We start from the raw sequence: 21859 nt of genomic DNA, 5'->3' as shown, positions 1-21859 counted from the left end.
CTTCCGGGCAACGTTGATTTTCCGCAATCGCAAGTTGCCGGTCGGCAACACCCCGTTTGCAACAAGTTGTCGCCGGCACGTGAGGATGCCGCCCGGAAGACCGGGCCGGCCTGTTGAAGCCGGCTTCAGCCTAGTCCAGATTGGCGACGGCCTGCGCCTTGTGCGCTGCCTCGACCACGGCGAGAGCCGTCATGTTGACCACACCGCGCGACGTGACCGAGGGCGTCAGTATGTGCGCCGGCTTGTCGGTGCCGAGCAGGATCGGCCCCACATGCAGCGCATCCATCATGGCGCGCAACGCCGTCAGCGTGATGTTGGCCGAATCGAGGTTGGGGAACACCAGCAGATTGGCTTCGCCCTTGAGCCGCGAATGCGGATAGACGCGCTGGCGTAGATGCTCGGACAGCGCGGAATCGGCATGCATTTCGCCGTCGCACTGCAACTCCGGCGCGATGCGCGCCAGGATTGCCGCCGCCTGGCGCATCTTGAGCGCGCTTGGTGAATCGCGCGAACCGAAATCCGAATGCGACAGAAGGGCCGCCTTCGGCTCGATGCCGAAGCGCTGGATTTCCTCGGCCGCCAGCACGGTCATCTCGGCGATCTCCTCGGCCGTCGGGTCGACGGAGACGTGGGTGTCGGTGAGGAAGATGATGCCGCGCTGCGAAATCAGCATCGAAAGCGTCGACAGGTCATAGTCCTTGATGCCGGCGCGAGGGCCAATGATGAGCGTCACGTTGCGCAGATGCCGCTCGAAACGCCCTTCGAGGCCGCAGACCATGGCATCGGCGTCGCCACGCTTGAGCGCCAGCGCTGCGATCACGGTGTTGTCGGTGCGCACCATGGTGCGCGCGGCTTCCGTCGTCACGCCGCGCCGGCCGGCAAGTTCGATCAGCAGGTCGACATAGTGGCGATAGCGCGGATCGTCCTCGGGATTGATCAGGCCGAAATCGACGCCCGGCTTGATGCGCAGGCCGTAGCGCTTCAGCCTGACCTCGATGACGTGCGGGCGACCGATCAGGATCGGCTCGGCGATGCCTTCCTCGAGCACCACCTGGGCGGCGCGCAGCACGCGCTCGTCCTCGCCATCGGCATAGATGACGCGCTTGGCGCTCGATGCCTTGGCGGACGAGAATACCGGCTTCATCACCAGGCCGGAGCGGAAGACGAAGCGATTGAGCTTGTCGATATAGGCGGCGAAGTCGGTGATCGGCCGTGTCGCCACACCGGTGTCGCAGGCCGCCTTGGCGACGGCCGGCGCGATGCGCAGGATGAGCCTGGGATCGAAGGGCGAGGGAATCAGAAAATCGGGTCCGAAGATCGGCGTCTCGCCCGAATAGGCGCGTGCGGCGACGTCCGAAGGCTCTTCGCGGGCAAGGGCGGCGATGGCCCGCACCGCAGCCATCTTCATCTCCTCGTTGATGGCGCTGGCGCCGCAGTCGAGCGCGCCACGGAAAATGTAAGGAAAGCACAGGACGTTGTTGACCTGATTGGGAAAATCGGAGCGGCCGGTGCAGATCATGGCATCGGGACGCGCCGCGCGCGCCACTTCCGGCATGATCTCGGGATTGGGATTGGCGAGCGCCAGGATCAGAGGTTTTGGCGCCATGTGCTGCAGCAGTTCCGGCTTCAGCACACCCGCCGCTGACAGGCCGAGGAAAACGTCGGCGCCAGGGATGACATCGGCCAGCGTGCGCGCCTCGGTATCCTTCACATAGGGGTCTTTCCAGCGGTCCATCTCGTCGGTGCGGCCCTTGTAGGCGACGCCGAAACGATCGGTGACCCAGATGTTTTCGATGCGCACGCCGAGCGAGACCAGCAGGTTCAGGCAGGCAAGGGCGGCGGCACCGGCGCCGGAGGTGACGACCTTGATGTCCGAGATGGTCTTGCCGGCGAACTCCAGTCCGTTGAGCACGGCGGCGGCGACGATGATGGCGGTGCCATGCTGGTCGTCGTGGAACACCGGTATGCTCATGCGAGCTTTCAGCCGTTCCTCGACTTCAAAACACTCCGGCGCCTTGATGTCCTCGAGGTTGATGCCGCCGAAAGTGGGTTCGAGAGCGGCGACGGTCTCCACCATGCGCTCGATCTCGGGTGCGTCGATCTCGACGTCGAAGACGTCGATGCCGGCGAACTTCTTGAACAGAACCGCCTTGCCTTCCATGACCGGCTTGGAGGCCAGCGGGCCGATATTGCCGAGGCCGAGCACGGCCGAGCCATTGGAGACGACGCCGACGAGGTTGGCGCGCGCCGTGTAATCGGCGGCGGTTGCCGGATTGTCGCGGATCTCAAGACAAGGCGCCGCCACGCCGGGCGAATAGGCGAGCGCCAGGTCGCGCTGGTTGCCGAGCGGCTTGGTTGCCTGGATCTCGAGCTTTCCCGGCGTCGGGTGCTTGTGGAAGTAGAGGGCGGCTTCGTCGAGGTCCGAACGTGCCGTTTTCTTGTTCTCGCCTTCCATACGGCCGCTCCCTCGAAACCTGTGTCGGGAGTCCTTTTAGCATGCGGCCAAGATTTTTCGCGACGCTAATTGACGCGCCGGCAGCATTAAGTGGCGGTGCATAGAAAATCCTTAATATCAAGTTCTTATGGCAACTTCATGCCAGATGAGTCGCGCCGCTTCGCAGACCTTGCGATCAAAACGCGCTAACGTAGAGGCCGCCATCGACCGGTATGTTCTGGCCCGTGAGATAGCCGGCATGAACCGAGCAGAGGAAGGCGCAGATCTGGCCGAATTCCTCCGGCGTGCCGAGCCGCTTGGCCGGGACATCGGCGCTGATGCGGCTCTTGCGCGCGGCCGCCGCGGCAGGGTCCTCGACGGTGCCGGCCTCATGCGGGCCGCGCAGCCGGTCGGTGTCGAGCTTGCCGGGCAAGAGGCTGTTGATGGTGACGTTGCGGTCGATCACCGTTCGCGCTACGCCGGCGAGGAAGGAGGTCAGGCCGGCGCGCGCGCCCGACGACAGGTCGAGACCGGGAATTGGGACATAGACCGACAGCGAGGTGATGTTGACGATGCGGCCGAAGCCGCGCTTCGCCATGCCGTCGAGGACGGCCTGCACCAGTTCGATCGGCGTCACCATGTTCTGGGTCACGCCTTCGAGGATTTTCGCACGATCGAGTTCGCGGAAATCGCGCAGCGGCGGGCCGCCATTGTTGTTGACGAGGATGTCGGGCTCCGGGCAGGCGGCGAGCAGCGCCTTCTGCACTTCCGGTTTCGAAACGTCGCCGACGACTTCCGTCACCGTCACGCCGTAACGCGCGCGCAGTTCCGCTGCGGTCTTGGCCACCAGTTCGGCGTTGCGCCCATTGACGACGATATCGCAACCGGCCTCGGCCAGCGCCATGGCGCAGCCTTTTCCAAGACCCTTGCTCGAAGCGCAGACGATGGCCTTCTTTCCGCGGATACCAAGATCCATGACGATTTCTCCTGTGATTTGGCCGGCAAGCTAGTCCCTAGGCTGGACCAATCGCAACCGTCATACGGTTGTTGCATGAATCGGGGCATAGGCTGCGCGAAAGCAAGGATGAAATCGCGATGCCAGGCCACGAGCCCCGCACTTTCCGCAGCATGTTCATTTCCGACGTCCATCTCGGCTCGAAGGCGGCGAAGGCCGAGTTCCTGATCGATTTTCTGCGCCACCATGACGCCGATATCATCTATCTGGTGGGCGACATCGTCGATGGCTGGCGGCTGCGGCGCAGCTGGCACTGGCCGCAAAGCCACAATGATGTCGTGCAGAAATTGCTGCGCAAGGCGCGCAAGGGCGCCTCGATCACCTATATCGCCGGCAATCACGACGAATTCGCCCGCCAGTTCCAGGGCGTGCATTTCGGCGGCATCGTCGTCGCCGACCGCGCCATCCATGAAACCGCCGACGGCAAGCGCCTGCTCGTCATCCATGGCGACCAATTCGACACCGTCGTCCACAATCAGCGCTGGCTCGCCTATCTCGGCGACCACGCCTATGACGCGGCTATGAACGTCAACCGGGTGGTGACGCGGCTGCGCCAACTGCTCGGCCTGCCTTACTGGTCGTTCTCGTCCTGGGCCAAGGTCAAGGTCAAGAAGGCGGTCAACTTCATCGGCTCGTTCCAGACCGTGCTGACCGAGGAAGCCCGCCGCTCGCATGTCGACGGCGTCATTTGCGGCCATATCCACCATGCGGCGATCGAGAATTTCGACGACGTTCGCTACATCAACACCGGCGACTGGGTGGAGAGCTGCACGGCCGTGGTGGAGCACTTCGATGGCCGGATGGAAATCCTGACCTGGGCGCAGGTGCTGCCGGAGTCGTGGGACGAACCTTTCATCCCGATGCTCATCGAGGATCGGGTCGGGCAGGCGGCCTGACATGAAGGTCGCGACGACTTTAAGCGTCAATCATTGGTCCAGCCGGTTCCGCCTGCTTTTCCGCCATGTTAAGGGATCGATCCACGTCGCCGGCAGATCGAGCGCGGCGTAATTGGATCGATTCATGTCCCTGCCGCCGCTTTCGCCAGAACAGCTCGTCAAGCCGCGCCATTTCGAACTGCGCATGAGCCTGATCTTCGGCACACTGTTCATATCGCTCGGCACGCATCTGCCCTATTTTCCGCTCTGGCTGCAGGCCAAGGGGTTTCACGCCGAGCAGATCGCCGTCATCCTGGCCGCGCCCATGTTCCTGCGCGTGGTGACCACGCCGCTGCTGACGACGCTGGCCGATCGCGCGAGGGACCGCGCCAATGTCTATGTCGCGCTGGTGGCAGCCTCGCTGCTGCTCTCGGCGGGCTATTTCCTCACCCCGACCTACGCGATGGTGCTGGCTGTGTCGCTGGCGCTCACCGTTGTCTGGACGCCGCATTCGCCGATCGCCGATTCGCTGGCGCTTTCGGGCGTGCGCCGCTTCGGCTCGAACTATGCCAGCATGCGCAAATGGGGATCGATCTGTTATCTCTGCGCCAACGTCGCGGGCGGCTTCATCCTGGCGGCCACCGGACCCCAAGCCGTTCCGGTGATCATAGTCCTTGCCCTTGGCGCGGCGCTCGTCGCCGGGCTGCTGGCGCCGCGCATGGGGCGCCCGCGCAAGGCCTCGCCGTTGTCGGCAGTGGAAATCCAGCACGCGGCCCCGAGCCTGTTCAATGCCTATTTCCTCTACTTCACCTTTGGCGTCGGCATTATCACCGCCAGCCACGCCTTCCTCTACGGTTTCGTTTCCATTTACTGGAAATCGATCGGCATCAGCGATTCCGTCGTCGGCCTGCTGTGGGCATGGGGCGTGGTGTCCGAAGTCTGCATGTTTTTGTTTTTCAACCGCATTTTCGCTTCCGTGTCGGTCGTCAAGGTGATGGTGATCGCCGGCATCGGCTCCATCGTGCGCTGGATCATCTTTCCACTGGTCTGGCCGCTCGGGCTCGGCATCGCCGGCTTCTTCGCCGTGCAGTCACTGCACTCGGTGTCTGTCGCCATGGTGCTCATCGGCCTGCAGAGAATGATCGCCGAGACCGTCTCCGAAGAGCGCACGGGTGCGGCGCAAGGCATTGCCTATTTCTTCAACGGCTTCTTCATGGCCGCGGTTACGCTGGCTTCCGGCCCGCTCTATGACCGTCTCGGCGTCGATGGTTTCCTGGTGATGATCCCGATCGCGATCGCCGGCCTGGTGCTGATCGGGCTTGCTGCGCGCTCAGCCCCAAAGCGCCCGGTCCGGGGGGGAGACGAGCGATCCCTGGTAGACGAGACCCGGCACACGGTCGCGGGCAAGTAGCAGCGGACCGTCAAGGTCGACGAAATCGGCGTCCTGGGCGAGCAGCACCGCCGGCGCCATGGCAAGCGACGTGCCGACCATGCAGCCGACCATGATGCCGAAACCGAGCTCGCGGGCGCGGTCGCGCAGCATGAGCGCCGCCGTCAGTCCGCCCGACTTGTCGAGCTTGATGTTGACGGCATCGTAAAGGCCGACCAGCGTTTCCAGGTTCTTCGCCTCATGCACGCTTTCGTCGGCGCAGATCGGCACAGGATGGCCGATGTGGCGCAGGATCCGGTCCTGGCCAGCGGGCAAGGGCTGTTCGACCAGCGCAATGCCTTGCGCCGCCGCAAAAGCGAGGTTTGCCACGATGTTGTCGTCGGTCCAGCCTTCATTGGCATCGAGGATAATTCGGCTCTCAGGCGCGGCCTGCCTCACCGCTTGGATTCGGGCGATGTCGTTATCACCGCCGATCTTGACCTTCAGCAGCGGCCGGCCGGCATTGGCGCGGGCCTGTGCCGCCATCGCTTCGGCTTCGCCGAGCGACAGTGTGTAGGCGGTTTCCAGCGGGCGCAGCGGCGCCGGCCAGATTGCGTTTGCCACCGGCTTGCCGCTGATCTTGGCTTCAAGGTCCCACAGCGCGCAGTCGACGGCGTTGCGGGCGGCTCCCGCCGGCATAGCGTCGAGCAACGTGGTCCGGTCGATGCCACCGGCGATCCGCTCGCGCATGGCCTCAATCGCGGCGTGTACGCCGTCCATGGTTTCCCCATAGCGCTTGTAGGGGACGCATTCGCCGCGCCCGCTACGACCATCCTGGCTGATCGTGCATGTGATGACGTCGGCCTCGGTCTTGGAGCCGCGCGAAATGGTGAAGGTGCCAGCGATTGGAAAACGCTCCGCCTCAACCGAAATGACACGCGCCATATTTTTCTGCTCCGGCTGTGCGAGAAGGGTTGTCGGCAAATCGACAAGGTCGGACCCATCAGGCTAAACAGGACGCCATGTTGACCATCGGCAAGCGCGACGCAAGCGGCACCACCGCCTCGGAGGCTGACCACCAACCGCGCGTCGCGGTCGGCGAGGAGGGTGGCGTGCTCGGCTGCGCGTTCTCCGGAATCTGGACGACACGGACTGTGGCGCTGGTCGACGCCGACATGCGCAAGATCGAGAAACGAAACGGTTTCAAGACTTTGGCGCTCGATCTTTCGAAAATCGAGAAGATCGATACCGCCGGCGCCTGGTTAATCGACCGGCTCGTCAGCGCCTTCGAGAAGAAGAATGTCGAGGTTCGGCTGCAAGGCCAAAGCGAGATCGCCGCCATCCTGCTCGACGCGGTCGGCGAGGCTGTCCGGCGCGAACCCGAATCCGGCCCGGCGCGGCCGCCCAATATCGTCATTCGCGCCCTCGAGGCGGTTGGCCGGCGCGTCTACGAGATGCGTGACGATTTCCTCGCCTCGATGAATATTCTGGGCGCGACCATCCGCGGCGCGCAGATGAAGCTCGGCCGTGGCCATGCCGTCAACCCGGCGGCGATCTTCAACCAGATCGACCGCATGGGCGTCGGCGCCATTCCCGTGGTGGTGCTGATGTCGGCGATCGTCGGCGCCATCGTTGCCCAGCAAGGCGCCTACCAGCTCAGCTATTTCGGCGCCGACATCTTCGTCGTCGACCTCGTCGGCGTGCTGATCCTGCGCGAACTCGGCGTGCTGATGACGGCAATCATGATCGCCGGCCGCTCCGGCAGCGCGATCACCGCCGAGATCGGCTCGATGAAGATGCGCGAGGAGGTCGACGCACTGAAGGTCATCGGTCTCAATCCGATTGGCGTCCTGGTCTTTCCGCGCCTGGTTGCGCTGGTGATCGCCTTGCCGTGCCTGACGATCATCGCCAATTTCGCGGCACTCGGCGGCGGCATTGCCGCGGCCTGGCTCTACTCCGATATCCCACCCGCCGCATTCATCGACCGCCTGCGTGTCGCCATCGATCTCAGCACGATTTTCGCCGGGCTGATCAAGGCGCCGTTCATGGCCATGATCATCGGCACGATCGCCTCGGTCGAAGGCATGAAGGTCGGCGGCAGCGCCGAATCGCTCGGCCAGCACGTGACTGCCTCCGTGGTGAAGTCGATCTTCGTCGTCATCATCCTCGATGGGCTTTTCGCCATGTTCTACGCAGCGATCGAGTTCTGACACAATGGCGAAGGGCAATGGCATCAAGACGGTGGAAAAGGACGAGAACGAGATCGTCCTTTCGGTGCGTGACGTCACCGTTGCCATCGACGACAAGCTGATCCTCGACAAGCTTTCGCTCGACATCAAGCGCGGCGAGATCCTGGGGTTCGTCGGCGCTTCGGGCGCCGGCAAGTCCGTCCTGTTGCGCACCATTCTCGGGCTGATGCCCAAGCAGTCCGGAACGATCAGGCTGTTTGGCGTCGACGTCGACAAAGCAAGCGATATCGAGCGCCTGCGCATCGACATGCGGCTTGGCGTGCTGTTCCAGCATGGCGCGCTGTTTTCGGCGCTGACCGTGCAGGAGAATGTGCAGGTGCCGATGCGCGAATATCTCGACCTGCCAAGGAAGCTGATGGACGAGCTGGCACTGCTCAAGATCGAGCTGGTCGGGCTGCCGCCGGACGCGGCGCAGAAATTCCCATCAGAACTTTCCGGCGGCATGATCAAGCGCGCAGCACTTGCGCGCGCCCTGGCGCTCGATCCGGATATCGTCTTTCTCGACGAGCCGACGTCCGGCCTCGATCCCATCAGTGCTGCCGAGTTCGACGAACTCGTCGTCAAGCTGCGCGACACCATGGATCTGACCGTCTATATGGTCACGCACGACCTCGACACGCTGTTTACCGCTTGTGACCACGTGGCGGTGCTCGGCAAGAAGAAAGTATTGGTCGAGGGCACCATCGACGACATGCTGAAGAGCGAGGAACCGTGGGTGAAATCCTATTTCCGCGGAAAACGCGCCCGCCAACTTGATCTTGCCGCACGTGCATAGCCATAAGTGAAATAATGGAAACCAGAGCCAACTACGTCATTGTCGGCATCTTTACGCTGGTTGCGATCCTGGCGGCGTTCGGCTTCGTCTACTGGACGGCGGCGATCGGTGACAGGGGCGAGACGACGCTGCTGCGCGTGCGCATCCCTGGTTCGGCTTCCGGTCTTGGCCGCGGCAGCTTCGTGCTGTTCAACGGCGTCAAGGTCGGTGACGTCAAGCGCGTCTATATCGACGTCGACAATCCGACGGTCGCCATCGCCGACACCGAGATCGATCGGATGACGCCGATCACCAAGTCGACGCAGGCCGATATCGGGCTTGCCGGCCTCACCGGGCAGGCCAATATCGAGCTCAAGGGAGCCGATCCCAAGGAAGTGAAACTTCTCGATCAGGCCGAGAAGGAAGGCAAGGTCGCCGAGATCGTAGCCAACCCTTCCGCCGTGACCAATCTGCTGCAGACGGCGCAGAACATCTTCACCCGCGCCGACAAGGTGCTGTCCGAACTCGAGGGCTTCACCAGGGATGTTCGCGGGCCGCTGACACAGACTGTCCAGAACGTGCAGACATTCTCCGATGCGCTGGCCAAGAATTCCGACGGCATCGACAAGTTCCTGTCCAGCGTCAGCGCGCTGTCCGAAGAACTGAAGGGCGTGTCCGGCAAGCTCGACGGCACGCTGAAGGCGGCGGAGGGCCTGCTCAACGCCGTCGACAGGGACAAGATCAAGAGCATCGTCGCCAATGTCGATACGGTGACCGCGAACCTCAAGCAGACATCGCAGCAGCTCGACGGCGTGATCAAGAATGTCGACACGGCGGTCGGGTCCGTCAATGATTTCGCCAAGCAGACGCAAGGCACGCTGACCAAGGTCAACGGCGTGCTCGACGGTGTCGACCCGGCGCAGGTGCGTACGGCTCTGGCCAACATCCAGAAGGCCAGCGAAAACGCCAACAAGGCCGCCGCCGACATTGCAATGGTGACCGACAAGTTCGCCAACCGCGCCGACGATATCAATCAGACGATCAAGGACGCCAAACAACTCGCGCAGCGCCTCAACGATGCTTCGGTGCGGGTCGACGGCATTCTGGCCAAGGTCGACAATTTGCTCGGCTCCGGCGAGGCCAACGGCGTGATGGCGGACGCCAGGGCCACGCTGAAGTCGTTCAAGCAGGTCGCCGACACGCTGAATGCGCGCCTTGGCACCATCACCGACAATCTGTCGCGCTTCTCAGGCCAAGGCCTCTCGAATGTCGAGGCGCTGGTGCAGGACAGCCGCCGCTCGATCACCCGTATCGAGGAAGCGGTCACGGATCTCAGCCGCAATCCGCAGCGCATTCTTTCAGGTGGCGAGGGCGAGGTTCGGCAATTCGACGGCAGGGCGCGGCGTTGACTTCGGCGTCTGCTCGCCCCAAGAACATGAGCCGCGGATGCGGGTTGATCTTACGATCCGGGGACAACGGGGATCGCGCGTGAAGTCGGTATGGGTGAGAACGGGTGGATTGACACCGGCTGCGGCGCTGCTTGCGCTATCGCTTGCCGGCTGTGCGGTACTGGGCGGCAAGCCTGCGCCGCTCGACACATTCGAGCTTTCGGCGCCGTCGGTTGACGCCCGTGGCCATAGCCGCAAGCAAATCCTGATCGCCCAGCCCTCGGCGCTCAAGGCGCTGGACAGTCAGAACATCGTCATCAAACCCTCCGACCGCTCGATCCAGTATCTGAAGGGCGCGCAATGGGCCGACCGGCTGCCGGTGATCGTGCAGGCGCGGCTGGCGGAGACCTTCCAGCGTTCGGGCAGCTTTGCCGGCGTCGGCAAGCCGGGCGAGGGCCTGGCGATCGACTACCAGGTGATCGTCGAGATCCGTTCCTTCGAAGTGAGTGTCGACGGTGGCGAACATGCCGAAGTCGACCTGTTCGTGCGCCTGCTCAACGATCGCAACGGCGAGGTACGCGCTTCCAAGAGCTTCACCGCGTCCGCGCCGGTTTCGGGCAGCGGCAATCCTGCCTATGTCAGTGCGCTCGACAGCGCGTTCGGCGATGCCGCCAAACAGATCGTTCGCTGGACCGATTCGGTGATCTGAGCGCAATCCCGCCAGACGCTTCAAGCTACAAGCTGTCGAAGGCTTCCGGCTGCAGCTTTCCAGTCTTCATCAAGTGCTGCAGCGTGTAGGTGACGGACAGCGCGTCGTCGAGCGCGTCATGTCCCTGCAATGGCGGGTGTTCGACGCCATGATAGTCCGCAAGCTTGTTGCTTGGCGTCCGTGCGAGATCCTCGAGCGGCATCCCCGCCGCGATCAGCAGCTTGACGGCGTTGTCGAACCGGGTGGCGGGGATGGACGGCTGAATGCCCGCGACATAGCAACTGATGGCGATCATGTTCAGTTCGTCCTTGCCCCAGGACCAGAACCGCGCGCCACCGGAAAAGCGATCGATCCCTGCAAGGGCTTCTCCGAGCGCAACCCCTTCGGTCTCGATGTTTTCCTCGGTGATGCCGGTCAGTCTGGTGAAGAACGGGTCGAGTTCGTATTTCCGGCCAAACCGATCGATCGGTCTGATATAGGCCTTGTGCGTGCCGAGCAGCGGAAAGTCGTCTTCGAGACCAAGCCTGACTGCGCCGATCTGCGCGATGACCGGGTCGGGATCGTGAGCCGCGCACCAAAACCGACGTTGCGACCCCTCGAGGCAGAGAAACTCGCAGTCGAATATGATTGCCGTCTGCACGGTCAGCCCCCTTTTATCGGCGAACCGGGCGTTTGGGTGCCAGCTTGCGGAAACGCAGAGGTTTCCGCAAGCAGATCTCGGTCGCTTGGCCGCTGACGCTTAGTGCAGGCGCCCGCTGGCGTGGGCCAGCATGGTGTAGACCTTGCCGGTGTCCGAGGTCAGGTAGGTCTGCGCCATGATGTTGTCGCGGTCGTTGCGCGAGACGTCCTTGAGCAGTTTTTCGAAGTCGTCGCAGTAACGGTCGACGGCGGCGCGGAATTCGGCCTCGCCCTGATACTTGCGGCGGATTTCGTCGAACGTCTGCTGGCCCTTCAGCGTGTAGAGCCGGCGCGTGAACACGTCCCGCTCGCCACGCCGATAGCGGTTCCACAGCTCGATCGAAGCATCGTGGTCAATTGCCCGTGCGATGTCGACGGATAGCGAGTTCAGCGATTCCACGACATGCAGCGGCGAGCGCTGGGCAGGGGCCGCGCGCGGCGCTTCCACGGGCGCCGAGGGTGCTGCCGCCGGCCTGAGATCCGCATCGTTCGACGCCGCTGTCAGGAGGTCGCGCACCCAGCCGCCCTGTGGCGTGCGGGCGCCGGCTTCGGGACGCTGGCGCGGCTCGGCCGGACGCTCGAGATCGAGCGTGCCGCGCAGCGCCGTGCCGCCCAACGGCGCCTGAGGCGTGCGAAGCTCCGGCTGCGGTGCTGCCGGCGCGCGACGTGGCGGTTCGGCGGGACGTGCTGCCGGCGCTTGCGGCGCCGGGCGCAGATTGCGTGGCTCCGAGGTGTCGCCGCCGCCGCGGCCGGACTTCGCGACGATGTCGGAAAGCTCCTTCAAGGCGTTGATCTGCTCGGAAACGGCGCGGCGGATCGCCGAGGTCGATTCCTTTGCCTCTTCCGGCATCTCGATGACGCCCTTCTTGAGTTCCGCGCGGGTGAGGTCGAGTTCGCTCTTGATCGAGCTCGCGGTGCGCCGCATCTCATCGGTGGCATCGGCGAAGCGCTTGGTTGCCGAATCGACCACGTCGGTGATGGCATTGCGGATCTTGTCGGCCGACTCCATCGTCTTGCCTTCGGCGTTCTGCAGCGTCTGGCCGACGAGGTTTTCGAACGAGCGCATGACCCTTTCGAGATCCTCCGACTTCTTGACCAGACCGACGGCGAGGTCTTCGAGCGATGACTGCCTTTCCAGCGTGTGCTCGAGGTTGCTCTGGGCCGAGCTCAACAGGTCCGAGGCGCTGGCCAGGAGGCGGCTGTGTTCATCGAACTTGGTGGCGATCGAGGCCACTTCGCGCAAGGTCGACGACGACAGTTCCGTCAGCCTTGTGGTGTTCGAATCGACAAGGCGCGCCGAGCTGGCAAAGGTCTGCGCCGCCTTTTCTGTTGTCGCCGCGAAGCTCTGCGTGCTGCCGGTCAGGCGTTCGTCGACCTGACCGAGATTGACCGCGGCCTGCTCGATCAGCTGACCGAGCTGCGAGCTGGACTTGGTCATGCGGCCGATGAGATCGGCAACACTGTCGGACAGCGACGAGCGGGCGCCTTCGACCGCCGACAAGGTCTCGGCGGTGCGGTTGGCGAGCGCGTTGACCAGGGCGGCATTTTCGCTGCGCAGCTTCTCGGTGGCGCGTTCGGTGACCTCTTCCATGCTCTTTTGCAGTTCCGAGCCACCCTGGGCGAAGCGTTCGACCAAAGGCCGCGCGGTTTCGTCGAGGATCTTCGACATTTCGGCCGACCGCGCCGCGAGCATGGTGTTGAGTTCGCGTGTGTTGGCGCCGATCGTCTTGGCGGCGTCGTTGGTGCTCTGGCCGATATGCTGGCCTACAGCGGTGAAGGTCTCGGCGATCACATTGGCGCGCGAAACGAGCTGTGCCTCGGCGCTCGACACCTGCTCATTGAGCCTCTGGCCCATTGTTTCGGTGGTATGGGCGAGGCGGTTCTCGACGCTGGCGATCTGCTCCTCGACACGGGCGGCCGCAGCCGCCGCGGTCGATGCAAGACGCTCGTCGGCGCCGGCAAGTGCCTGCTCGATTTCGCGGGCGTGCACGGCCAGTTCCTGGCCGGTCTGGCGCGCACGGTCGGCGACCTTCTGCTCGGTGCTGGCGAAAGCCCCGACGATGGTCTGCGCATGCTCGCCGATCGTCGAAGAGCTGTCGGCGATGCGCGAGACCAGGCGTTGGTCGGCCTCGTCGAAGATGCGGCCGATCTCGGACGCACGGCTGGACAGAGCATCCGAACCTTCGGCGATGCGCGAGACCAGTTGCTGATCGGCAGCGTCGAAGATGCGGCCAAGGTCGGTTGCGCGGGCGGCGAGCGCCTCGGCGGATTCGCCGATGCGCATGCCGAGCCGCTGGTCGGCGCTTTCGAAGTTGCGCAGGATGTCGCCGGCGCGGGCGGCCAGCGATTGTGCCGTCTCGACGGCGCGGGCGACCAGTTTCTGGTCGGCTGCGTCGAAGGTGCCGGCAATCTCGCTGGCGCGGGCCGCCAGATGGTTCGCGGTATCCTGGGCCCGGGCAGCCAGCTGGTCGGCCGTTTCCTGGGCGCGGGCGGCGAGCTTCTGGTCCGCCAGCTCGAAGGTGCCGGCGATCTCGCCGGCGCGGGCGGCCAGTTGATCGGCGGTTTCGTGGGCGCGGGCCAGCAGCGAGCTGGAGGCGTCGTCGGCGCGGGCGAGCAAGGCGTTGGACGTATCTTCCGCACGGGCGTGCAGGCGACGGTCGGCTTCCTCGAAGGTGCGGGCGATGTCTTCGGCCCGCGCCAAAAGGGCGGCGGACGTCTGTTCGGCGCGCTCGGCGATCTTGCGGTCGGCATCGCTGAAGGCTGCACCGGCCTGCTCATGCAGCGCGCTGGTGACCTCCAGGACCTTTTCGCGCAAGGCGCCGGCGACGAAGACCGCGCTCTTTTCGAGCACGCTGCGGACATTGTCGACGCCGGTCGAGAGCGCGCGCTCCATGGTTCCGGCGCGTTCCTCGATGATCCCGGTCTGACGGCTGAACGCCTGCTCGATCTTCTCTACATCGGCGGCGATCGCGGCCGAAATGTCGGTGCTTCTGGCAGCGATCTGGTCGATGTGGCCGGACAGCGAGCGGTCGACGTCCTTGCGGGTCTCGGCGAGCTTGCCGAGATCGTCTTCCAGCGCGCGGCTCAGCATGTTGCGGCCTTCGGCCAGCTTGCCGACATGGCCAGCGATGACGCCGTCGATCTCGCCGCGGCTTTCGCTCAGCTTCTGCAGGTCGGCCTCGAGGGCGCGCTTGAGAATGTCGCGGCCTTCGGCGAGCTTTTCCACCTGGCCGGCCACCAGCCCGTCGATGCTGGAGCGGCTTTCGGCGAGCTTGGCGAGATCGGCTTCGAGGGCGCGTTTGAGAACGTCGCGGCCTTCGGCCAGTTTCTCCACCTGGCCGGCGACCAGGCCGTCGATGCTCGAACGGCTCTCGGCCAGCTTGGCAAGGTCGTCCTCGAGCGCCCTGGACAGGGTCGAGCGCTCCTGGACAAGCCTGTCGGCGTGGCTGCCGACCAGGCCGCTGACGCTTTCGAGGTCGGCTTCCAGCGCCTTCGACAGCGTCGAACGGTCCTGGACGAGCCGCTCGGCATGGCTGTTGACCAGGCCGTTGACGTTGTCGAGGTCGACTTCCAGCGCCTTCGACAGGGTCGAACGATCCTGGACGAGCCGCTCGGAATGGCTGCTGACCAGGCTATTGACGCTTTCGAGATCGGCTTCGAGCGCCCTGGCGAACTGGGCGCGGTCGTCGACCAGCTTCTGCGACTGGTCGGCAACGGTGTTCTTGATGGTGTTGAGGTCGGCTTCGAGCGCGCGCTTGAGAATGTCGCGGCCTTCGGCCAGCTTCTCGACCTGACCAGCGACTAGCCCGTCGATGCTGGAGCGGCTGTCGGCCAGCTTGGCGAGGTCGTCCTCGAGAGCCTTCGACAATGTCGAACGATCCTGAACGAGCCTGTTCATGTGGTCGGCGATGACGCTGTTCACATTCTGCAAGTCGGCTTCGAGGACCTGCGAAAGCAGTCCGCGATCCTCAGCCAGCCTTTCCGATTGGCTCGATATGACACCCTTGATGGTGTTGAGGTCCGATTCCAGCGCGCGCTTGAGAATGTCGCGGCCCTCGGCCAGCTTCTCGACCTGGCCGGCGACGAGACCGTCAATGCTCGAGCGGCTTTCGGCCAACTTGGCAAGGTCGGCTTCCAGCGTCTGCGACAGCAGGCTGCGGTCGTTGGCGAGTTTGACCGAATGATCGTCAAGCAAGCCCCTGATGCCAGATAGGTCGTCCTCGAGCGAACGGCCGAGTTGGCTGCGGTCATCCACGAGCTTTGCCGAATGCGCCTCGATCAGGCCCTTGATGCCGGCGATATCGTTTTCCAAGGCCTTGGCGAGCACCGCACGACCTTCGGCGATCTTCTCGACCTGACCGGCGACCAGCCCGTCAATGCTGGCACGGCTGTCGGACAGTTTGCCGAGGTCGGCTTCCAGGGCGCGCGACAGGATGTTGCGGCCTTCGGCGAGCTTTCCAACATGACCGGCGACCATTTCATCAATGATCGTGCGGGCTTGCACGAGTTTTCCGGAGTCTTCGTTGAGAGCCAGCGAAAGCCTGTTGCGGCCTTCTTCCAGCCTTTCGAGGTGGCTGCCGAGCGACGCGTCGATGGCGGCCCGCGATTCGTTGACCTTGCGCAGATCCTCTTCGAGGGCGCGCGCGATCAGGCTGCGGCCTTCGGCCAGCTTCTGCACCTGGTTGGTCACCGCGGCATCGATGCCGTCGCGGCTTTCGGCGAATTTCTCCAGGTCCGCCTGCATGGCGGCCGCCATGCGCTCGCGGCTTTCGGACAGCTTGCGGCTGTGGTTTTCGACGGCTTCCTCGATGCCGACACGGGCGTCGGCGAGCCGCTGGATGTCGCTATCGAAAGAACGCGAGACGACATGACGCGCCGCTTCCATGCGACCGGCAAAGTCGCTGGCGCGAGCCTCCAGCATGCTCGATGTCGAGGTGACGATGTCGGCCATGTCGGCGCCGATCTGGGTCTTGCCCTGATCGATCATCGCGGCCAGCGTATCCTTGCTCTCGGCGAAGGTGTGGGCAATTTCGCGGGCGCGCTCGACCAGCGTCTCGTTGATCTGGCGGGCGCGGGCCTCGAGCGCTGCGTTGAGCTTCTGCGTGCCGGTGTCCAGCGCTTCGGCGCGGGTCTGGAATTCGCTGATCAGGGCCTGACCGCGTTCGGCCAGCGTACGTTCGATGCCGTTGAGGCTGGCTTCGAATTCCGAATTGAGGGTGCGCGCGGCGCCGCCGAGCAGCGAAACCATGCCGGTGGTGCGATCGTCGAGCAGATCGGTCAGCGACCGGGTCAGGCCGTCCGTCGTATCCGTCAGCTTGGCGATGCGCGTGTCGAGCAGGCTGGCGAAGGCCTCGCCGGAGGTCGAAAGCTTGTCGGTGATGGTGTCGAGCCGGCCTTCCACCGAATCGAAGATCGACATCGAGCTTTCATTGATGCGGTCGATGAGCGTGTCGCCGGAATTGGTGATCGTCATCGACAGCTTGGTCGACGCATTGAGGATCGAGTCGCGGATGATGTCGCTGGCGGAGCCGATTTCATCCCTGAGCGTCTCATGCGCACCGGCAATCGAGGCACGGACGCGCTCGGCATGGCTGACGACCGCCTCGCGCTCGCTGCCAAGCCCGTCGACGAGCGAACGGATGCGGGTTTCGTTTTCCGAATAGGAGCGCTCGATCTGGTTGACTTCGCTGTGGACCAGCGTTTCCAGCTCCACGGCGCGGGCCAGCGTGCGTTCGATGCCTTCGCCCATGGCCGCCACCTCGCGGCGAACGGCCTGACCGATCATCATGACGCGATCCTGCGCCATGTTTTCCGGCTCGGTCAGGCGGAAGGCCACTTCCGTCATCGACTGGGCGGCAATGCGCATGTCCTGGGCGCGGCGAATCATGGCCGCGAAGGCCCAGAACAGGATGATCGGCACGATCGCCGCGACGGCGAGGCCAATCAGTTCGGGACGGGCAAGGAACTGGTCGAGGGTGCGGATCCTCCAGATGCTCGGTCCGAACAGCAGGTTGGCGAGCCCGCCGGCGCCGGCGATCCAGGCGAGCGAGACGAAGGCGACGATCCAGTAGACGGTGTTGGAGGCGCGCCTGTTGAGGCCGTGCAGGAGGGTCTTGTAATCCTTCTGGCGATCATCATTGGCCGGCGCGAAGCCCGTGGGCTGCGCGCCGTTGCCATTGCCATTGCGTGTCTCCACGGGGCGCAGTTCTGCCGGCTTGGCCTTCGGCGCGGGACTCGCGGGCTGATTGGCAATGGGGGCCTGATTGGCGGCGGGTGCCGGCTTCTGGTTGCGTCCCTCGCGTGCCAGCTCGTCGGCGGCCTGGGATATCTGCGCTTCCAGATCTTCCATCGAAGCCGCGATATCGAGATCGCCGCTGCCGATGTCGCCGCTGAGGTCGAGATCGAGCGCTTTTTCCAGTTCCCTGGCCACGTCGCTGTCGAGATTTCTCGTCGTCGTCGTTGGTTTCTTTGCCATGCCTTCGCTACCCTGTACTAGCTGCCGCGGGGCTTATAATTGTCTTTGTCGTACCCCCGCGCAGGAGGCTGAAAATGGACCCTCGTATCGTAATGACACAGGGGGGTAAAGAAAACATGCATTCCGCGGGATACGTAAAACTTTAAATATAAGGTTAACGGAACCGTGATCCGTGCGCCGCTTTCGCAACATTTTTCCGGGCCATTCATTAACCCGTTGTCCATTGGATTCGCCTAATTTTTCAGGCGGCCGAAGAAAACGGAGTTCGAGTTCATGCGTGGCGAAAGCGGCATTGCCTTTTCAATGCCCGGAGGCGACGTCTCGGGAACCAGGCAGTCCCGACCGGTCGATTTGGCACACCTTGCCCGGCAAACGATGGGCGACCGCGCCCTCGAGCAAGAGGTGCTGGCGCTGTTTGTACAGCAGGCGCTGTCGGTACGCGACAAAATTGTCGATGCCGATCTCAAGGACCGGCTTCTGCTTGCGCATGGGTTGAAAGGGTCTGCTCGCGGCGTTGGCGCCTTCGCCATCGCCGATTGTGCCACGGAGATCGAGCGGCAGCCGGAAGACGGCCAGACCCTCAAGCGGCTCGGCAAACTGATCGACGAAGTGCGCGATTTCATCGCCGCCATCAATCGCTGACCCGGTTTGTGGAAAAACGTCACCGAGCGGCGCTTTCGCACGGCAGTTGACTTGTCTGCCGGAGTGATTATCTCGGCGGAAACTCCCTTCAGGTGACAAATGACCAAGTTGACCTTCATCGCCCATGACGGCACACAATTCGACGTGGACGCCGAAAACGGCTCGACGGTCATGGAAAACGCCATCCGCAACGCCGTGCCGGGGATCGAGGCGGAGTGCGGTGGCGCCTGCGCCTGCGCCACCTGCCATGTCTATGTCGACGAGGCCTGGACGGCGGAAGTGGGCGAGCCGGAAGCGATGGAAGAGGACATGCTGGACTTCGCCTACGACGTCCAGCCGAACTCGCGTCTGTCCTGCCAGATCAAGGTACGCGACGCGCTTGACGGCCTGGTGGTGCGGGTGCCGGAGCGCCAGGGCTAGGGCGTGTTGATATTCGGGTGATGCCGGCCTGCAAACGGCGGCTTCCTCCGGCCTTCGCCGGCCGAAGCACTTGACGAGGGATCGTGGCAGCTAGGGCTATGGCCCGGGTAGGCCGGTACTCGCATATGAAAGTACGTTGCGCTCCGGTTCTCGGTATCAACCCTGTTTGGTCGCTTCGCGCCGTCTTCGACGCCGGCTCGGCCTGACCTGAATCTCAATATGCCTTCGGCGACGTTCCAATTTCTTTGACATTGGCTGCTTGGCAGCAGGCCACGGCTCATGCAGTCTCGCCCCATTCCCAAGGGGACCACATCGCATGACCGAAACAATCAAGACGGATGTTCTCATTGTCGGGGCAGGGCCTGTCGGCCTTTTCGCCGTGTTCGAGCTCGGCCTGTTCGACATGAAATGCCACCTGATCGATATCCTCGACAAACCCGGCGGCCAATGCGCGGAACTCTATCCGGAAAAGCCGATCTACGACATTCCCGGCTGGCCCTCGATTTCGGCGCAAGGGCTGGTCGACAAGCTGCTCGAGCAGATCCATCCGTTCAAGCCTGACTTCACCTACAACCGCATGGTCTCCAGCCTCGAGAAACTGGAGGATGGCAGCTTTCGCGTCACCACCGACGAGAACGAGGTGTTCGAGGCCAAGGTGGTGGTGATCGCCGCCGGCGGCGGCTCGTTTCAACCCAAACGCCCCCCGATCCCGGGCATCGAGCCCTATGAAGGCAAGAGCGTCTTCTATTCAGTGCGCCGGATGGAGGATTTTCGCGGCCACGACCTTGTCATTGTCGGCGGCGGCGACTCGGCGCTCGACTGGACACTGAACCTGCAGCCGGTGGCAAAAAGCGTGACGCTGGTCCACCGGCGCCCTGAATTCCGCGCGGCGCCCGACAGCGTCAACAAAATGTATGCCATGCAAGAGATGAAGCAGCTTGCGTTCAAGGTCGGCCAGGTGACCGGCCTGACCGGCGCCGACGGCCAGCTGTCATCGGCCACCATCAAGGGTGGTCCGGAAGGCGATATCGAAGTGCCATGCACACGCATGCTGCCCTTCTTCGGCCTGACGATGAAGCTCGGGCCGATCGCGGAATGGGGGCTCAACCTCCACGAGAACCTGATTCCGGTCGACACCGAGAAATTTCAGACATCGGTGCCCGGCATTTTCGCGGTGGGCGACATCAACTCGTATCCGGGAAAGCTGAAGCTGATCCTGTCGGGCTTCCATGAAGTGGCGCTGATGGCGCAGGCGGCCAAGCGCATCGTCAGCCCCGGCGAGCGGATCGTGTTCCAATACACGACCTCGTCGACCAGCCTGCAGAAGAAGCTCGGCGTGGTGGAGTAAAGACCGCTCCTATTCCGCGAGGACGGGCGCAACCGCTTCGTCGCGTCCGCGCAGCGCCTTTTCCGGCATCAGCATCATGGCGACGAGCGCCAGCACCAGGGTGATGCCGGCGGTGATGAAGATCATCACGAACGGCAAGGCTGATGCCAGCTGGACATGTGTCTGCGAACCCTCGGCGGAGAGCGGCAGGCCATAGCCGAGCGCGACCGCGCCGAGCAGGGCGACGCCCAGCGCGCCACCCAGCGTGCGCAGGAAGGTCAGCACGCCTGTCGCAACCCCGAGATGGGTTCGATCGACGGCGTTCTGGACAGAGACGGTCGCGACCGGGAATGTCGTTCCGCTGCCCAGGCCGATCAGGGTTGTCAGGATCTCGACCTCGAGCAGCGAGGCGTGTCCAGCAATGGCGCTGAGCACGCCAATGCTGACAATGGCCAAGGCGATGCCGATCATGGCGATGCGCTTGTAGTGCACGAAGCGGGGGATCAGGCGGCCGCTTGTGGCGGCACCGGCGACCGTGCCGAGCAAAAGGCCGAGCATGGCCATTCCCGATTCGCTGACGGAAAGCCCGATGACGGTTTGCAGATAGACCGGCAAGTAGACCGAAGCGCCGATATTGGCCGCCTGCAGCAGGAACATCGACAGCGCACCGGCGAGCACGATCGGATTGCCCAGCACTTCAAGCGAGATCAGCGGTTCGGCGGCCCTCATCAGTCTCAGTGCGAACAGGGCCCAGAACACGGCCGAACCGGCCACCAGCCCGAGGATTTCGTGGGAAAACCAGGGATAGGTGCTGCCACCCCAGTTGAGCGCCAGAAGCAGAAGGGCCGTGGCGATAACCAGAAGCACGGCGCCCAACCCGTCGATGCGGTGATGTTTGGCTGCGATCGGCAGCTTCTTCAGCGGCTTGTTGATGATCGCCATGGCCAAAAGCCCAAGCGGAATGTTGATCCAGAAGATCAGCGACCAGTGCAGATGCTCGGCAAAGGTGCCGCCCAGCAGTGGCCCGGCAATGCTGGCGACGGCCCAGGTGCCTGACACCCAGGCCGCATAGCGTGCGCGTTCGCGCGGCGGCACGAGGTCGCCGATGACGGTTTGCGCCAGCGCAAACAGGCCGCCGCCGCCGGCACCCTGGATCGCGCGCCCGATCACCAGCACGAACATGTTGGGGGCCATGGCGCTGACCAGTGATCCGGCGAGGAAGATGAGGATCGCCGCGTAGACGGTCGGGCGGCGGCCATAGACGTCGGAAATCTTGCCGTAGAGCGGTGCCACGGCGGTGGCGGTCAGGAGATAGCCGGTGACCATCCAGGGCAGATATTCGGCGTGGCCGAGCGCTCGCGCGATGGTCGGCATGGCGGGTGCGATGATGGTCTGGTCGAGCGCCGCCAGCAGCATGGACAGAAGGACGCCGCCGATGATGGCGTTCTTCTCGCTTTCGGTCAGCGGTGTGGCGGCAGCCGGTATGGTCTGCTTGTCGACAGCCTGGTCCATAGTCTTGTCCAT

The 21859-nt window shown here is 63.8% G+C and carries 15 protein-coding genes; 9 read left to right on the top strand and 6 right to left on the bottom strand.

Translation table 11 applies throughout. The features are described from left to right. Nucleotides 1–130: 130 nt before the first annotated feature. Both FJV80_RS15730 and FJV80_RS15725 read right to left on the bottom strand, forming a co-directional pair. Nucleotides 131–2455 carry an NADP-dependent malic enzyme gene (locus FJV80_RS15730; RefSeq protein WP_142876853.1) on the bottom strand — a complete coding sequence of 775 codons (2325 nt, stop codon included), beginning with the start codon at nucleotides 2453–2455 and terminating at the stop codon, nucleotides 131–133. A 175-nt stretch (nucleotides 2456–2630) separates the two neighbouring features. Beyond that, nucleotides 2631–3410: an SDR family oxidoreductase gene (locus FJV80_RS15725; protein ID WP_095789678.1), complete on the bottom strand. Its 780-nt coding sequence runs from the start codon at nucleotides 3408–3410 to the stop codon at nucleotides 2631–2633. A 119-nt stretch (nucleotides 3411–3529) separates the two neighbouring features. Here FJV80_RS15725 and FJV80_RS15720 point away from each other — a divergent pair, with 119 nt between their 5' ends. Both FJV80_RS15720 and FJV80_RS15715 read left to right on the top strand, forming a co-directional pair. Further along, nucleotides 3530–4345 (top strand): UDP-2,3-diacylglucosamine diphosphatase, encoded by an 816-nt coding sequence (locus FJV80_RS15720; RefSeq protein WP_142876852.1) that lies wholly within the window; start codon nucleotides 3530–3532, stop codon nucleotides 4343–4345. Nucleotides 4346–4469: 124 nt separating this feature from the next. Continuing rightward, nucleotides 4470–5735, top strand: coding sequence for an MFS transporter (locus tag FJV80_RS15715; protein ID WP_095793698.1), 1266 nt, complete (start codon nucleotides 4470–4472; stop codon nucleotides 5733–5735). Here the strand turns inward: FJV80_RS15715 and dgcA are convergent. Continuing rightward, complete coding sequence (gene dgcA / locus FJV80_RS15710) at nucleotides 5655–6638, bottom strand: N-acetyl-D-Glu racemase DgcA (protein WP_142876851.1); 984 nt, start codon at nucleotides 6636–6638, stop codon at nucleotides 5655–5657. The two genes, FJV80_RS15715 and dgcA, sit on opposite strands and share 81 nt — an antisense overlap. A gap of 77 nt (nucleotides 6639–6715) precedes the next feature. Between dgcA and FJV80_RS15705 the strand changes: the two genes are divergently transcribed. From FJV80_RS15705 to FJV80_RS15690, 4 genes are read left to right on the top strand one after another with little or no spacing between them, the layout of a single operon-like run. Next, nucleotides 6716–7903 carry an ABC transporter permease gene (locus FJV80_RS15705; protein ID WP_142876850.1) on the top strand — a complete coding sequence of 396 codons (1188 nt, stop codon included), beginning with the start codon at nucleotides 6716–6718 and terminating at the stop codon, nucleotides 7901–7903. Nucleotides 7904–7907: 4 nt separating this feature from the next. After that, nucleotides 7908–8717, top strand: coding sequence for an ABC transporter ATP-binding protein (locus FJV80_RS15700; RefSeq protein ID WP_142876849.1), 810 nt, complete (start codon nucleotides 7908–7910; stop codon nucleotides 8715–8717). Between the two features lie 14 nt (nucleotides 8718–8731). Then, nucleotides 8732–10105 (top strand): MlaD family protein, encoded by a 1374-nt coding sequence (locus tag FJV80_RS15695; RefSeq protein ID WP_095793700.1) that lies wholly within the window; start codon nucleotides 8732–8734, stop codon nucleotides 10103–10105. A gap of 37 nt (nucleotides 10106–10142) precedes the next feature. Then, nucleotides 10143–10793, top strand: a complete 651-nt coding sequence (locus FJV80_RS15690; protein ID WP_095775353.1) for an ABC-type transport auxiliary lipoprotein family protein — start codon at nucleotides 10143–10145, stop codon at nucleotides 10791–10793. A gap of 25 nt (nucleotides 10794–10818) precedes the next feature. On the opposite strand, the gene FJV80_RS15685 is transcribed toward FJV80_RS15690, so the two are convergent. Then, nucleotides 10819–11433 (bottom strand): 3'-5' exonuclease, encoded by a 615-nt coding sequence (locus FJV80_RS15685; protein ID WP_142876848.1) that lies wholly within the window; start codon nucleotides 11431–11433, stop codon nucleotides 10819–10821. A gap of 99 nt (nucleotides 11434–11532) precedes the next feature. Next, on the bottom strand, nucleotides 11533–17946 hold the full coding sequence (locus tag FJV80_RS15680; RefSeq protein ID WP_142876847.1) for a kinesin: 6414 nt from the start codon (nucleotides 17944–17946) through the stop codon (nucleotides 11533–11535). Between the two features lie 273 nt (nucleotides 17947–18219). Here FJV80_RS15680 and FJV80_RS15675 point away from each other — a divergent pair, with 273 nt between their 5' ends. From FJV80_RS15675 to FJV80_RS15665, 3 genes are all read left to right on the top strand, one after another. Then, the gene (locus tag FJV80_RS15675; RefSeq protein WP_032930394.1) at nucleotides 18220–18588 is read left to right on the top strand and encodes an Hpt domain-containing protein; all 369 of its coding nucleotides are present in this window, start codon (nucleotides 18220–18222) and stop codon (nucleotides 18586–18588) included. A 99-nt stretch (nucleotides 18589–18687) separates the two neighbouring features. Next, nucleotides 18688–19008: a 2Fe-2S iron-sulfur cluster-binding protein gene (locus tag FJV80_RS15670; RefSeq protein ID WP_010909663.1), complete on the top strand. Its 321-nt coding sequence runs from the start codon at nucleotides 18688–18690 to the stop codon at nucleotides 19006–19008. Nucleotides 19009–19324: 316 nt separating this feature from the next. Beyond that, nucleotides 19325–20356, top strand: coding sequence for an NAD(P)/FAD-dependent oxidoreductase (locus FJV80_RS15665; protein WP_142876846.1), 1032 nt, complete (start codon nucleotides 19325–19327; stop codon nucleotides 20354–20356). 9 nt (nucleotides 20357–20365) lie between these two features. Here FJV80_RS15665 and FJV80_RS15660 read toward each other — a convergent pair whose 3' ends face one another. After that, nucleotides 20366–21859 carry an MDR family MFS transporter gene (locus tag FJV80_RS15660; RefSeq protein WP_246688980.1) on the bottom strand — a complete coding sequence of 498 codons (1494 nt, stop codon included), beginning with the start codon at nucleotides 21857–21859 and terminating at the stop codon, nucleotides 20366–20368.

This window comes from Mesorhizobium sp. WSM4310, assembly GCF_007003935.1.
Lineage (GTDB): Bacteria > Pseudomonadota > Alphaproteobacteria > Rhizobiales > Rhizobiaceae > Mesorhizobium.
Note: the sequence above shows the minus strand (reverse complement) of the source record. Positions and strands in the feature narration are given on the sequence as shown.

What these genes read in the sequence shown, in the direction of transcription:
- FJV80_RS15730 (WP_142876853.1), bottom strand. Translation starts at nt 2,455, where the DNA reads ATGGAAGGCGAGAACAAGAAAACGGCACGTTCGGACCTCGACGAAGCC.
- FJV80_RS15725 (WP_095789678.1), bottom strand. Translation starts at nt 3,410, where the DNA reads ATGGATCTTGGTATCCGCGGAAAGAAGGCCATCGTCTGCGCTTCGAGC.
- FJV80_RS15720 (WP_142876852.1), top strand. Translation starts at nt 3,530, where the DNA reads ATGCCAGGCCACGAGCCCCGCACTTTCCGCAGCATGTTCATTTCCGAC.
- FJV80_RS15715 (WP_095793698.1), top strand. Translation starts at nt 4,470, where the DNA reads ATGTCCCTGCCGCCGCTTTCGCCAGAACAGCTCGTCAAGCCGCGCCAT.
- dgcA (WP_142876851.1), bottom strand. Translation starts at nt 6,638, where the DNA reads ATGGCGCGTGTCATTTCGGTTGAGGCGGAGCGTTTTCCAATCGCTGGC.
- FJV80_RS15705 (WP_142876850.1), top strand. Translation starts at nt 6,716, where the DNA reads ATGTTGACCATCGGCAAGCGCGACGCAAGCGGCACCACCGCCTCGGAG.
- FJV80_RS15700 (WP_142876849.1), top strand. Translation starts at nt 7,908, where the DNA reads ATGGCGAAGGGCAATGGCATCAAGACGGTGGAAAAGGACGAGAACGAG.
- FJV80_RS15695 (WP_095793700.1), top strand. Translation starts at nt 8,732, where the DNA reads ATGGAAACCAGAGCCAACTACGTCATTGTCGGCATCTTTACGCTGGTT.
- FJV80_RS15690 (WP_095775353.1), top strand. Translation starts at nt 10,143, where the DNA reads ATGCGGGTTGATCTTACGATCCGGGGACAACGGGGATCGCGCGTGAAG.
- FJV80_RS15680 (WP_142876847.1), bottom strand. Translation starts at nt 17,946, where the DNA reads ATGGCAAAGAAACCAACGACGACGACGAGAAATCTCGACAGCGACGTG.
- FJV80_RS15675 (WP_032930394.1), top strand. Translation starts at nt 18,220, where the DNA reads ATGCGTGGCGAAAGCGGCATTGCCTTTTCAATGCCCGGAGGCGACGTC.
- FJV80_RS15670 (WP_010909663.1), top strand. Translation starts at nt 18,688, where the DNA reads ATGACCAAGTTGACCTTCATCGCCCATGACGGCACACAATTCGACGTG.
- FJV80_RS15665 (WP_142876846.1), top strand. Translation starts at nt 19,325, where the DNA reads ATGACCGAAACAATCAAGACGGATGTTCTCATTGTCGGGGCAGGGCCT.
- FJV80_RS15660 (WP_246688980.1), bottom strand. Translation starts at nt 21,859, where the DNA reads ATGGACAAGACTATGGACCAGGCTGTCGACAAGCAGACCATACCGGCT.